We start from the raw sequence: 12,827 nt of genomic DNA, 5'->3' as shown, positions 1-12,827 counted from the left end.
AACCAACGACAAAAGAAGTGGTTTGGATATGACAATAACCAAGAATATTTAGAGAATGGTGGGCGATACCGGGCTCGAACCAGTGACCCCCTGCTTGTAAGGCAGGTGCTCTCCCAACTGAGCTAATCGCCCACGATAGTTTTAATTCCTTCGCGGAGAAAGAATGGTGGGTCGTGCAGGATTCGAACCTGCGACCAATTGATTAAAAGTCAACTGCTCTACCAACTGAGCTAACGACCCAATGGTATCCCGTAGGGGAGTCGAACCCCTGTTACCGCCGTGAAAGGGCGGTGTCCTAGGCCTCTAGACGAACGGGACACTGGATATTGAAGAACTTGGGAGTTCTTCGTCTCTTTACTTTTCTAAACCTAATCAATCTGTGTGGACACTCATCGTGGTATCTTCGTATAAGGAGGTGATCCAGCCCCAGGTTCCCCTAGGGCTACCTTGTTACGACTTCACCCCAGTCATGAACCACAAAGTGGTGAGCGTCCTCCCCGAAAGGTTAAACTACCCACTTCTTTTGCAGCCCACTCCCATGGTGTGACGGGCGGTGTGTACAAGGCCCGGGAACGTATTCACCGTGACATTCTGATTCACGATTACTAGCGATTCCGACTTCATGGAGTCGAGTTGCAGACTCCAATCCGGACTACGACGCACTTTTTGGGATTCGCTCACTATCGCTAGCTTGCTGCCCTCTGTATGCGCCATTGTAGCACGTGTGTAGCCCTACTCGTAAGGGCCATGATGACTTGACGTCGTCCCCACCTTCCTCCGGTTTATCACCGGCAGTCTCCCTGGAGTTCCCGACATTACTCGCTGGCAAACAAGGATAAGGGTTGCGCTCGTTGCGGGACTTAACCCAACATTTCACAACACGAGCTGACGACAGCCATGCAGCACCTGTCTCAGAGCTCCCGAAGGCACACCTGCGTCTCCGCTGGCTTCTCTGGATGTCAAGAGTAGGTAAGGTTCTTCGCGTTGCATCGAATTAAACCACATGCTCCACCGCTTGTGCGGGCCCCCGTCAATTCATTTGAGTTTTAATCTTGCGACCGTACTCCCCAGGCGGTCTACTTAACGCGTTAGCTCCGAAAGCCACGGCTCAAGGCCACAACCTCCAAGTAGACATCGTTTACGGCGTGGACTACCAGGGTATCTAATCCTGTTTGCTCCCCACGCTTTCGCATCTGAGTGTCAGTGTCTGTCCAGGGGGCCGCCTTCGCCACTGGTATTCCTTCAGATCTCTACGCATTTCACCGCTACACCTGAAATTCTACCCCCCTCTACAGCACTCTAGTTCACCAGTTTCAAATGCAGTTCCGAGGTTGAGCCCCGGGCTTTCACATCTGACTTAATGAACCACCTGCATGCGCTTTACGCCCAGTAATTCCGATTAACGCTCGCACCCTCCGTATTACCGCGGCTGCTGGCACGGAGTTAGCCGGTGCTTCTTCTGTTGCTAACGTCAAGATGTGCAGCTATTAACTACACACCCTTCCTCACAACTGAAAGTACTTTACAACCCGAAGGCCTTCTTCATACACGCGGCATGGCTGCATCAGGCTTGCGCCCATTGTGCAATATTCCCCACTGCTGCCTCCCGTAGGAGTCTGGACCGTGTCTCAGTTCCAGTGTGGCTGATCATCCTCTCAGACCAGCTAGGGATCGTCGCCTTGGTGAGCCATTACCTCACCAACTAGCTAATCCCACCTAGGCATATCTTGACGCGAGAGGTCCGAAGATCCCCCTCTTTGGCCCGTAGGCATTATGCGGTATTAGCCATCGTTTCCAATGGTTATCCCCCACATCAAGGCAATTTCCTAGGCATTACTCACCCGTCCGCCGCTCGACGCCCAACAAATCCTCCGAAGATTCAATGTTGTCGTTTCCGCTCGACTTGCATGTGTTAGGCCTGCCGCCAGCGTTCAATCTGAGCCATGATCAAACTCTTCAATTTAAGATTTTGTGACTCAACGAATACTGACTTCAAAACTAATATTCATGTAAACATGAACATGTAATTCTAAAGCTATTACCATTCCAACAGAATGGTAATGAATTGACTGTGCCGAATAACTACAAGTAGTTAAACGTATTGGTCACTCAGTTCATTGAAATCATTTTGTTACCGAAGTAACTGTTACTACCTAAGTAATAACGTTTTGATATTCATCAACGAGTGCCCACACAGATTGATAAGTTTAAATTGTTAAAGAGCTTTTCCTTTTTGAGCTTCGATCAAATCGGACGGCCATTTTAGCGATTTAAGTTTTAGTGTCAACCACTATTTTCAAAACTTTTTTCAAGCGCTTAGCTTGGCTAATTTGACCTGCTGATTCGTTTTCGCTTTTGAAACCTAAGCTTCGAAGCCATCCCGTGTCAGCGAGGTGGCATTATAGAGATTTCGATCACACTGGCAAGCCCTTTTTGAAGTTTTTCTCGTTTTTTTATTCGTTCGATTAAAAAGAACTCAAAACGCCTCAAAAGTAGGCTTTTCTCTTACATATTCTTTAGTTTTTCAGTGAACAAAGAGACTTTTTCCCAGTTCGTGTACTCAACTTCCTTGGTTGTATCCGTTTCTCCACCTGTCATATTCATAATGAAGCGAATCATAGTTTTATCGAACCAATTATAACGAGGATAATAGAGGGCACCCGCGAATACACCGATCAAAGTCGGCTGCCACGGTGACTTGAGAAGAAACTTCTTAATATAAGCACTACCTTCTGGGGTATCTTTACCTTGGTCTTCTTTACGAGCCGTTAAGTTAACGCAGAAGAAAGCGACCTTGTTTGATTGCAGCTGAACAAGATTGGCATCAATAAACTGATATAACTTCTTATTAAGGTGGCCGTAACGAATCGATGCACCAATCAACACTCTGTCGTACCTAGCAAAGTCAACGTTACCAATAGTGTGCAGATCTTGAAGCTCACATTCGAACTCACTCATTTCTTCTTTTATATAGTTCAAGATTTTCTTGGTCTGGCCTTCACGGCTTGAATACAAAAATAGAGCTTTTGCCACAATATGTCCTTAGCTACGCCAAAACGTAGGGGTCAATAAAATTAATAAGGTGAATATTTCTAAACGGCCAAACAACATAGACACGATCAATACCCACTTGGCTTTGTCATTAACGTCGCCAAAGTGCATCGCAACCTCGCCAAGACCAGGACCAAGGTTATTCAATGTTGCCGCTACAGCAGAGAAAGCGCTTAGCTCATCCATTCCCGTAGCAATAAGAGCCAACATACAAACCACAAAAACCAATGCGTATGCAGAGAAGAAGCCCCAAACCGCATCCACGACACGTTGTGGTAGTGCCGAACCACCAACCTTGATGGTATAGACAGCTCGCGGGTGAACAAGACGCTTCATTTCACGAGCACCTTGCAAGGTAAGCAGTAATATTCGAATGACTTTCATACCGCCACCCGTTGAACCTGCACAACCACCTATAAAAGAAGAGAACAGAAGCAGCACAGGTAAGAATAACGGCCACTCAGAGAAACCGGTGGTGGTGAAGCCTGCGGTTGTTGAAATAGATACTGTCTGGAACAACGCCTGATCGAAAGCATCATAATACGAATCGTAAGAGTGATGATTCAGCAGTAACAAGAAACAAACTAAGAATAGGACGACTTGAATAAAGATAAAGGCGCGGAACTCAGGATCTTTCCAGTAATACTTGGGATGCACGCCACCTGAAGCAAAGGCCGCAAAGTGAAGAGAATAGTTACACGCAGAAATAAGAAGGAACACGACCGTGATCATGTTGATAGCAGGGCTATTGAAGTAGCCCATACTTGCATCGTGAGTCGAGAAGCCACCAATCGCAATGGTTGAGAAACTATGACTAATAGCATCGAAGAAACTCATACCTGCAAGCCAAAACGCTACCGCACAAGCAATAGTTAAGCTCAGATAGATGTACCAGAGCGCTTTTGCCGTTTCAGCAATACGCGGAGTCATCTTACTGTCTTTTACAGGGCCTGGGATTTCAGCGCGATATAGCTGCATACCACCGATACCCAGAACAGGAAGGATGGCTACCGCCAATACGATGATACCCATACCACCAAACCATTGCAGGAATTGGCGATAAAATAGAATTGCCTTAGGTAGGTCATCGAGGCCAACGATTACGGTTGCACCTGTCGTCGTTAATGCAGAAAACGATTCAAAAAAGGCGTCAGTAACCGAAACACTCGGATTATCCGCGATCAAAAACGGCAGCGCACCAGCACTACCGATTACCGTCCAGAACAACACCACAATGAGAAAGCCATCTCGCGCCTTCAATTCATGTTTATAGCGTCGGTTTGGAAACCAGCAAGTTGCTCCACAAAATAATAGAACGAAGAAAGTCGTCACAAATGGCACACCCGCACCATCTCTATAGATCAGTGCGACGAGCGCAGGTGCGAGCATTGATACACTAAAAAGTGCTAATAATAATCCGACGATTCGAATAATTGAGCGAAATTGCATGAGCTATTGAACGAAGCGAAATGCTTCACACTTCCTAGTTGTCTTTAACTTTCGTTACCAGTGCCTTAGCACCGCTTTTATTGATCATGGTTTGGGTAAACGAATCTACCTGAAGGAGCTCTATTTCAATAATAAGCTCAACTTGAACACCATAATCCGCTTGGACTTCAACAGCCTGATGCTGAGCCATAATGGATTGCGCGATTGGCACAAAGCCATAGTCTAACTCTAGCCGTAATTTTGTGGTTATTTTTTTCTCGATAGTTTGAAGCAGCTTGAGAGCTTGTTGTACTCCACCACCATAAGCCTTTACTAGGCCACCAGTTCCAAGCTTGATTCCGCCTGAATAACGAGTGACAACGGCCGTCAGTTCACCGATACCAGAACCAGACAGTTGCGCCAAGATAGGCTTACCCGCAGTACCAGATGGCTCTCCATCGTCACTAAAGCCCCATTTCATTGAGTCTTCAGGTCGCCCAGCAGCAAAACCCCAACAATTATGTCGCGCTGATGAATGCTCTTTTTTTACCTGTTCTACGAACTGTTTAGCAGCTTCTACACTTGGAGTATGAGCAAGATGAGTAATGAAGACGCTCTTCTTTATCTCTTCTTCAAACAGGGCCGACGCAGACGGTATTAAATAGGGCTGTTCATTCATATCGTTAACTTAATTAATAAGAGCGGCGAAGTGTATCACGCGTGAATAATAAGGGTTAGAGGATCTGTGCTATCGCACAATGTTAAACAATTGTTTAAAAAATGTATTGAAATTCACCAGGCAGAGGTACAGACTAAGATAACTGGTCTTACCAGGTATTCTACAATAATAGAAAGATAACAAGATTCTCTCAAACAATCGTGGATTGTATGTCATGGAGATAGACAATGATTTACCAAGCTAACACCTTACAGGTAAAGGAATTACAAGACGGTATTGCAGAACTTAGCTTCTGTGCGCCAGCCTCTGTAAACAAACTCGACCTTGCTACTTTAGAATCACTAGATAAAGCGTTAGATGCTCTTAATGCTCACGCTGGATTACGTGGTTTAATCTTAACTTCAAACAAAGACGCGTTCATCGTAGGCGCAGACATCACTGAATTTCTTGGCCTATTTGCTAAGCCAGAAGCAGAACTTGATGAATGGTTAAGATTCGCGAATTCAATCTTCAGCAAGCTCGAAGACCTTCCTGTCCCAACTCTTTCAATGATGCGTGGCCATGCCCTAGGTGGCGGCTGTGAATGTGTCTTAGCGACCGATTTCCGTATTGGTGACAAGACCACCAGCATAGGCCTACCAGAAACCAAACTTGGCATCATGCCTGGCTTTGGTGGTTGTGTACGCCTGCCACGTGTTATCGGTGCTGACAGCGCAATGGAAATTATCACGCAAGGCAAAGCATGCCGTGCAGATGAAGCACTTAAAGTTGGCTTGTTAGATGCGATTGTTGAAACAGACCAACTATTAGAATCAGCGATTAACACTGTTTCTCTAGCAGCCAATGAGAAACTTGATTGGCAGCTACGCCGTAAACAAAAAACATCAGCGCTTTCACTAAGCAAACTAGAAGCGATGATGAGCTTTACTATGGCTAAGGGCTTAGTGGCTCAAAAAGCAGGGCCTCATTACCCAGCACCAATCACTTCGGTAATTGCTATTGAAGAAGCAGCGCGCAGCGATCGCGATGCGGCGTTAGACATCGAACGTAAACACTTCGTTAAGCTAGCAAAATCTGAGGAAGCAAAAGCATTAGTTGGCTTATTCCTGAATGACCAATACATCAAAGGCCTAGCGAAACAAGCGGGTAAGTCTGCCAACAAAGCGACTGAACGTGCTGCGGTACTTGGTGCTGGCATCATGGGTGGCGGTATTGCTTACCAATCAGCATTGAAAGGCGTGCCAGTGATGATGAAAGACATCGCACAAGCATCACTTGATCTAGGAATGAATGAAGCTTCTAAGCTGTTGAATAAACGCTTATCGCGCGGTCGTCTCGATGGATTCAAGATGGCAGGTATTCTGTCTTCTATTACTCCAAGCCTACATTACGCAGGTGTTGAGCAATCCGATGTGATTGTGGAAGCGGTAGTAGAGAACCCTAAAGTAAAGGCAGCCGTACTGAGCGAAGTAGAAGGTTTGGTTGGTGAAGACACGGTTCTAACATCAAATACCTCAACGATTCCGATTAACCTGTTAGCGAAATCTTTGAAGCGCCCAGAGAACTTCTGTGGCATGCACTTCTTTAACCCAGTACACCGCATGCCTTTGGTTGAGATCATCCGTGGCGAGCATACTTCAGAAGAAACGATCAATCGCGTGGTTGCTTACGCAGCGAAAATGGGGAAATCCCCTATCGTTGTTAATGACTGCCCTGGCTTCTTCGTAAACCGTGTACTTTTCCCTTACTTTGGCGGTTTCAGCATGTTGCTACGCGACGGTGCTGACTTCACTAAGATTGATAAAGTCATGGAGCGCAAGTTCGGTTGGCCAATGGGCCCTGCGTACCTATTAGACGTTGTTGGCCTAGACACAGCACACCACGCACAAGCTGTAATGGCACAAGGTTTCCCAGAGCGTATGGGCAAAGAAGGTCGTGATGCAATTGACGCGCTTTACGTCGCTGAGAAATACGGCCAGAAGAACGGCAGCGGTTTCTACACGTACAGCGTAGACAAACGCGGTCGCCCGAAGAAAACCTTCTCTGAAGACATTCTTCCTATCTTGGCTGACGTATGCCAACAGCCACAAGACTTTGATGACCAGACAATTATCCAACGTGTGATGATTCCTATGATCAACGAAGTGGTGCTTTGTTTAGAAGAAGGCATCATCGCGACACCGCAAGAAGCGGATATGGCACTGGTTTACGGTTTAGGCTTCCCTCCATTTAGAGGCGGCGTATTCCGCTACTTAGACAGTGTGGGTATTGGTAACTTCGTTGAAATGGCGAAGAGCTACCAAGACTTAGGTGCAATGTACCAAGTTCCTCAACTATTGCTTGATATGGCAGCGAAAGGCGAAAGCTTTTACGACGGCCAACAAGCCAGTTCTCTGTAACCCACATTTGGAAAAGGAATAGCAAAATGAATAATGTAGTTGTTGTTGATTGCCTTCGTACCCCAATGGGACGTTCCAAAGGTGGAGCTTTCCGTCACACTCGTGCTGAAGATCTATCGGCACATTTGATGAAAGGCATTTTAGAGCGCAACCCAGAAGTAAACCCTGTCGAAATTGAAGACATTTACTGGGGTTGTGTACAACAAACGCTAGAGCAAGGCTTTAACGTGGCTCGTAACGCTGCTTTGCTTGCTGGCCTACCGATTGAAATTGGTGCGGTAACGGTGAACCGTTTATGTGGTTCATCTATGCAAGCTTTGCATGATGCTGCTCGTTCAATCATGGTTGGAGATGCAGAAATCTGCTTGATCGGTGGTGTAGAACACATGGGGCATGTACCTATGAACCACGGTGTCGATTTCCACCCTGGCATGTCTAAGCACGTAGCAAAAGCAGCAGGAATGATGGGCTTAACGGCTGAGATGCTTGGCAAGATGCATGGCATCAGCCGTGAAGACCAAGATGCATTCGCAGCACGCTCACACGCTCGAGCTCAAGCAGCAACGGTTGAAGGTCGTTTCAAAAACGAAATCCTACCAACCGAAGCTCACGCAGCAGATGGTTCTCTGTTCACTCTGGATTACGATGAAGTCATTCGTCCAGAAACAACAGTTGAAGGTCTATCTCAACTTCGTCCTGTATTCGACCCAGCAAACGGAACGGTAACAGCAGGTACTTCATCAGCATTGTCTGATGGTGCATCGGCAATGCTGATCATGAGTGAAGATAAAGCCAACGCGCTTGGCCTTAAGATCCGCGCTCGCGTGAAGTCGATGGCTATCGCAGGTTGTGATCCTTCAATCATGGGTTACGGTCCAGTACCGGCGACTCAAAAAGCGTTAAAACGTGCAGGTCTGAACATTGAAGATATGGGCGTTATTGAGCTCAACGAAGCGTTCGCTGCTCAATCTCTGCCATGTGCTAAAGATCTCGGTCTATTGGATGTAGTTGACGAGAAAGTTAACCTTAACGGCGGTGCGATTGCACTCGGTCACCCACTGGGTTGTTCTGGATCTCGTATATCGACAACGCTAATCAATCTGATGGAAGCGCAAGACGTGAAATACGGCTTAGCGACCATGTGTATTGGTTTAGGCCAAGGTATTGCAACGGTATTTGAACGCCCATAGCGACCACTGACTGTAATACTTGAAAGGTAATATTTTGTGCAGCTATATTTATATAGCTGCACTTTTTATTACTCGGCATCCGATAATCTATCGATTCGTTAAGCGAACTTGGCAAAAGAAAAAGCACCACCTAGATCTATGCACAAAACGCATAGATTCAATGTTGATGTTTCATTATTTTTTCTCCAACGATTCAACTAAAGTTACTTCAGTTTCCTAATATTCCTCCTACGGAGCAGATCATGTTTAAAGCACTTGTACTAAACCAAGAAGACAAAAAAACTATCGCATCAGTTTCTCAAATTGATGAGTCTCAATTACCAGAAGGTAACGTGAAGGTTGATGTGAGTTACTCTTCTTTGAACTACAAAGATGGTTTGGCGATAACAGGTAAAGGGCGCATTGTTCGCAACTTCCCTATGGTTCCTGGTATCGACCTTTCTGGTGTGGTTTCACAATCTGATGACCCGCGCTACAAAGCAGGCGACGAAGTTGTTCTAACGGGTTGGGGTGTTGGTGAAGGCCACTGGGGCGGCATGGCTGAGAAAGCAAGCCTAAACGGTGACTGGTTAGTGCCAATGCCTGCAAGTCTAGACGCTAAGAAAGTAATGGCGATCGGTACAGCAGGCTTCACCGCTATGCTTTGTGTGCAAGCTATCGTAGATGCTGGTATCAAACCTGAAGACGGTGAAATCCTAGTAACGGGTGCAAGTGGCGGTGTAGGCAGCGTGTCTATCACTCTACTTAACCAACTGGGCTACAAAGTGGCAGCGGTGACTGGCCGTGCTTCAGAAAATGGTGAGCTTCTAAAATCACTAGGCGCGACACGCATTGTTGAGCGTGCTGAACTAGAAGAACCAGCAAAACCACTTGAGAAACAACTGTGGGCTGGTGCTATCGATACGGTAGGCAGCAAAGTACTTGCGAAAGTATTGGCGCAAATTGATTACAACGGTGCGGTTGCAATGTGTGGCCTAGCTGGCGGCTTTGACTTACCAACCACGGTAATGCCATTCATTCTGCGTAACGTTCGCCTACAAGGTGTTGATTCAGTAATGTGCCCTCGTGAGAAACGTATTAAAGCGTGGGAACAACTTGCTGAGCTGCTACCTGAGTCTTTCTACGGCCAAGCGACTAAAGAAGTATCTTTAGATGGCGCTATTCAAGCTGCAGAAGACATCACTAACGGTCAAATCACTGGTCGCGTAGTTATAAAGCTTTAATAATCAGCTAAAGCTCAAATATCCCAGAACAACAAAGGGCTGATAGTAATCAGCCCTTTTGCATTTTTGTCATTTGGATCGAGTAAACCAAAACTAGATCTAAATTAGGTTACCCCAAGCCAACATCCGCAATACGCTTCTGAATCAACTCACCACACTCCTCTTTTACCACCCTTCTTAACCATTGTTGCGAGGCCGAAGAATCGCAGCGCGAGTGCCAGATCAGTGAGTAATCAAACGGCATAAACTCAAATGGCAACGGCTTGACGACTAAGTCATAACGCTCAGCCACCAAATAAGCCAAATCAGCAGGCACAGTGATCACTAATGGCATTCTATCGACAATCGCTAATGCAGCTTCAAGGTGATAAGCACGCAGTACCATTTTGCGAGGTTGTTGATTGGCTAAAGCGTTATCGAGTAAAGCCTTAACACCATCACTGATCGCAATCATCGCGTGAGGTAAAGAAACATAGTCTTCAAGACTTAACGATCGATCGGCTAACGGATGATTTTTAGATAACAAACATGATACGCCCACCGGCCCCAATACTTCTTGATGAAGTGGCGCGATGCTGCCACTCGGGCGACAAATCGCCATATCGACACGTTCGGTACTGAGCTGCTTAAACAAATGCTCATGCTGCAGTGGCGCAAACTCCAAAGAGATATTCGGCGCTTGCTCATAAATTTTAGGTAACGCATACGGCAAGATGGTTTGCATTGCGTAGTCAGTAGTCGCAATCAAAAATCGCTCGCTGCAATAGTAAGGATCGAAATCACTCGGGCTAAGAAGTTGGCGGAAAGACTCCAAAGGTTGATCAATACGCTGGCTGATCTCGAGTGCTTTCTTGGTGGGAATAAGGTGCTGACCTTGGCGCGTAAACAGGGGATCGTTGAGTAGTTCTCTTAAGCGACCTAATACTCGGCTGGTTGCCGATTGGCTTAGGTTAAGACGAAGCGCAGCCTGACTAACACTGCCCTCTTCAATCAATACCTTTAAGGCGACCAGTAAATTCAGGTCTCTACGATAGATGTCTTCTAATTCCACGCCACTTACCTAGCTGTATACAATTATCATTGGTCACTAAGTTGTTTATAGCATGCTTTAGATAAAAAAAATCCCGCAATTACGCGGGGAAGCCCAAGAAAATCTGGGGATAGTGTCGGAATGTTGTCGTATCGGAATTTGCTTGTTGTATCCGGGTTAGTGCTCTTGCTCCTCGGCTATGCCTTGCCAACGGCGCATCTCTACCCAAATACCAATAATCGTTGCTACTATGCCAAAGATTGGCATTAGAGAGGTCTCTGTCGATGAGCGTAGTACTAACGCACAAAAAGAAATAAAACAGAGAACTGAATAAATTGTTAATCTATCTAATCCTGTCAACATCGCCACTCCTTAGCTAGTTGCCTTTGTTACAAGTTGTTATCAACTTGTTAATTAAGTTATAGGAAATGGTTCCGTTTGCCAAGCACTTATTGCATATTTTTTCTGCAGACGTATTATTCACTCGTTAGATAGATATAGAGATACAAACCATGACATTCAAACCTGAACTGGCAACCCACACTTTAGAAGCTGAAGGCCTACGTTGCCCAGAACCAGTAATGATGGTCAGGAAGACAATTAGAAACATGCAGGATGGCGATGTGTTACTGGTAAAAGCTGACGACCCTTCGACAACTCGTGATATTCCGAGCTTTTGTCGATTCATGGATCACCAGTTGGTAGGCCAAGCGACAGAAACGTTGCCTTACCAGTATTTGATCAGAAAGGGATTGGAGGCGTAACGCCCCACCGACTATCAAGTATCAAAAAAGCCGCTCGTACCTTATGTTCTTAAGCAGAACTCAGAGTACGAGCGGCTTTTTGTTTATTCGCTTCTAGACTTGTTTTGCAGATGCTCAAGCTGATGCTGAATTTCTCGGATATCTTTTCGCATAGGAATAATATGCGCAACCCGAATCCAAGCTTCTACCGCAAGCCCGGTCATGATCATCGAACCAGCCACCATTGGTAGCCACATGTCCGTCAACACCATGCCTAGTAGTGTAAGTGCAAGACCAAAGGTAAATAGATAACTTTGGCTTTGTGGAGTAATACCCATATAACGCGTCAACATAATCATGCCCTCGTGTTCTTAACTCACAAGATTAAAATATCATGACAAGTATGACAGTTATATGTCCATTCGCTCGATAAACCCCACAATACTGTAAGAGTATGACCTACAACACATTACTCTACTGATTGAGTATAATAAGACTCAATACTACCGATTAATAGAACGCTGCTGCGATAGCCAAACCCACGAACAACAAGGCTGTGATCTTGCGAATCAGGTCAAGTGGCATCTTATCTGCCGATAGCTTACCAATGATCACCACAGGCACATTCGCCAGCAACATACCAATGGTAGTGCCGAGAATTACCCACGTTAATGCATCTGAATATTGAGCCCCTAGAATGGAGGTCGCAATCTGAGTCTTATCACCGATCTCAGCGATGAAGAAAGCGATAAAACTGGCGACAAACGGCCCTCGGTTCGAGATCTGCTCATCATCGTCCAACTTATCCGGAATCAGAATCCAGCCCGCCATCGCAATGAAACTGACCACCAGCACCCATTTTAAGATTTCAGGAGATAAGTAATCTGCGACCACAACTCCAAGCCATGCGGCAAGGGCATGATTGGCAATAGTGGCAAAGAAGATAGCCGCGATGATAGGTATCGGTTTTCGATATCGACTGGCTAATAAAAGGGATAGCAACTGAGTCTTATCACCGATCTCGGCTAAGGCGACAGTTGTAATTGAAATTGCTAAAACGCTCACGACATGCTCATTTGGGATG

Annotated in this window: 11 protein-coding genes, 3 tRNA genes and 1 rRNA gene; 4 read left to right on the top strand and 11 right to left on the bottom strand. The window is 45.9% G+C overall.

Features of this window, described 5'->3' with window-relative positions:
- Nucleotides 1-56: 56 nt before the first annotated feature.
- The 7 genes from OCV44_RS00115 to OCV44_RS00085 form a co-directional block, all read right to left on the bottom strand.
- A tRNA-Val gene (locus OCV44_RS00115) sits at nt 57-132 on the bottom strand.
- A gap of 32 nt (nt 133-164) precedes the next feature.
- A tRNA-Lys gene (locus tag OCV44_RS00110) sits at nt 165-240 on the bottom strand.
- 2 nt (nt 241-242) lie between these two features.
- Nucleotides 243-318: transfer RNA gene (locus tag OCV44_RS00105), tRNA-Glu, on the bottom strand.
- A 90-nt stretch (nt 319-408) separates the two neighbouring features.
- Nucleotides 409-1,963 (bottom strand): 16S ribosomal RNA (locus tag OCV44_RS00100).
- A 542-nt stretch (nt 1,964-2,505) separates the two neighbouring features.
- Nucleotides 2,506-3,033, bottom strand: coding sequence for a menaquinone-dependent protoporphyrinogen IX dehydrogenase (hemG, locus tag OCV44_RS00095; RefSeq protein WP_139685491.1), 528 nt, complete (start codon nt 3,031-3,033; stop codon nt 2,506-2,508).
- Between the two features lie 9 nt (nt 3,034-3,042).
- On the bottom strand, nt 3,043-4,500 hold the full coding sequence (locus OCV44_RS00090) for a TrkH family potassium uptake protein (RefSeq protein ID WP_012602960.1): 1,458 nt from the start codon (nt 4,498-4,500) through the stop codon (nt 3,043-3,045).
- Between the two features lie 34 nt (nt 4,501-4,534).
- Nucleotides 4,535-5,158, bottom strand: a complete 624-nt coding sequence (locus OCV44_RS00085; protein WP_139685490.1) for a YigZ family protein — start codon at nt 5,156-5,158, stop codon at nt 4,535-4,537.
- A 227-nt stretch (nt 5,159-5,385) separates the two neighbouring features.
- Here OCV44_RS00085 and fadB point away from each other — a divergent pair, with 227 nt between their 5' ends.
- The 3 genes from fadB to acuI all read left to right on the top strand — a co-directional run bounded on the left by fadB (nt 5,386) and on the right by acuI (nt 9,970).
- Nucleotides 5,386-7,557: a fatty acid oxidation complex subunit alpha FadB gene (gene fadB, locus OCV44_RS00080; RefSeq protein ID WP_009848167.1), complete on the top strand. Its 2,172-nt coding sequence runs from the start codon at nt 5,386-5,388 to the stop codon at nt 7,555-7,557.
- Between the two features lie 26 nt (nt 7,558-7,583).
- The gene (gene fadA, locus OCV44_RS00075; protein ID WP_065111981.1) at nt 7,584-8,747 is read left to right on the top strand and encodes an acetyl-CoA C-acyltransferase FadA; all 1,164 of its coding nucleotides are present in this window, start codon (nt 7,584-7,586) and stop codon (nt 8,745-8,747) included.
- 242 nt (nt 8,748-8,989) lie between these two features.
- Entirely contained in the window at nt 8,990-9,970 is a 981-nt protein-coding gene (gene acuI, locus OCV44_RS00070) for an acrylyl-CoA reductase (NADPH) (RefSeq protein WP_139685489.1), read from the top strand.
- Between the two features lie 109 nt (nt 9,971-10,079).
- On the opposite strand, the gene OCV44_RS00065 is transcribed toward acuI, so the two are convergent.
- Nucleotides 10,080-11,021, bottom strand: a complete 942-nt coding sequence (locus OCV44_RS00065) for a LysR family transcriptional regulator (RefSeq protein WP_102569450.1) — start codon at nt 11,019-11,021, stop codon at nt 10,080-10,082.
- 156 nt (nt 11,022-11,177) lie between these two features.
- Complete coding sequence (locus OCV44_RS00060; RefSeq protein ID WP_004736674.1) at nt 11,178-11,363, bottom strand: hypothetical protein; 186 nt, start codon at nt 11,361-11,363, stop codon at nt 11,178-11,180.
- A 149-nt stretch (nt 11,364-11,512) separates the two neighbouring features.
- Between OCV44_RS00060 and tusA the strand changes: the two genes are divergently transcribed.
- Complete coding sequence (gene tusA / locus OCV44_RS00055) at nt 11,513-11,764, top strand: sulfurtransferase TusA (RefSeq protein ID WP_004736675.1); 252 nt, start codon at nt 11,513-11,515, stop codon at nt 11,762-11,764.
- Nucleotides 11,765-11,847: 83 nt separating this feature from the next.
- Here the strand turns inward: tusA and OCV44_RS00050 are convergent, their stop codons facing one another.
- Both OCV44_RS00050 and OCV44_RS00045 read right to left on the bottom strand, forming a co-directional pair.
- Nucleotides 11,848-12,102, bottom strand: coding sequence for a hypothetical protein (locus OCV44_RS00050; RefSeq protein ID WP_009848161.1), 255 nt, complete (start codon nt 12,100-12,102; stop codon nt 11,848-11,850).
- Nucleotides 12,103-12,253: 151 nt separating this feature from the next.
- The gene (locus tag OCV44_RS00045) at nt 12,254-12,808 is read right to left on the bottom strand and encodes a TMEM165/GDT1 family protein (RefSeq protein WP_139685488.1); all 555 of its coding nucleotides are present in this window, start codon (nt 12,806-12,808) and stop codon (nt 12,254-12,256) included.
- Nucleotides 12,809-12,827 lie beyond the last annotated feature (19 nt).

Origin of the sequence: Vibrio tasmaniensis (assembly GCF_024347635.1) — a bacterium.
In the GTDB taxonomy this organism is placed as follows: domain Bacteria; phylum Pseudomonadota; class Gammaproteobacteria; order Enterobacterales; family Vibrionaceae; genus Vibrio; species Vibrio tasmaniensis.
Note: the sequence above shows the minus strand (reverse complement) of the source record. Positions and strands in the feature narration are given on the sequence as shown.

What these genes read in the sequence shown, in the direction of transcription:
- OCV44_RS00090 (WP_012602960.1), bottom strand. Translation starts at nt 4,500, where the DNA reads ATGCAATTTCGCTCAATTATTCGAATCGTCGGATTATTATTAGCACTT.
- OCV44_RS00085 (WP_139685490.1), bottom strand. Translation starts at nt 5,158, where the DNA reads ATGAATGAACAGCCCTATTTAATACCGTCTGCGTCGGCCCTGTTTGAA.
- fadB (WP_009848167.1), top strand. Translation starts at nt 5,386, where the DNA reads ATGATTTACCAAGCTAACACCTTACAGGTAAAGGAATTACAAGACGGT.
- fadA (WP_065111981.1), top strand. Translation starts at nt 7,584, where the DNA reads ATGAATAATGTAGTTGTTGTTGATTGCCTTCGTACCCCAATGGGACGT.
- acuI (WP_139685489.1), top strand. Translation starts at nt 8,990, where the DNA reads ATGTTTAAAGCACTTGTACTAAACCAAGAAGACAAAAAAACTATCGCA.
- OCV44_RS00060 (WP_004736674.1), bottom strand. Translation starts at nt 11,363, where the DNA reads ATGTTGACAGGATTAGATAGATTAACAATTTATTCAGTTCTCTGTTTT.
- tusA (WP_004736675.1), top strand. Translation starts at nt 11,513, where the DNA reads ATGACATTCAAACCTGAACTGGCAACCCACACTTTAGAAGCTGAAGGC.
- OCV44_RS00050 (WP_009848161.1), bottom strand. Translation starts at nt 12,102, where the DNA reads ATGATTATGTTGACGCGTTATATGGGTATTACTCCACAAAGCCAAAGT.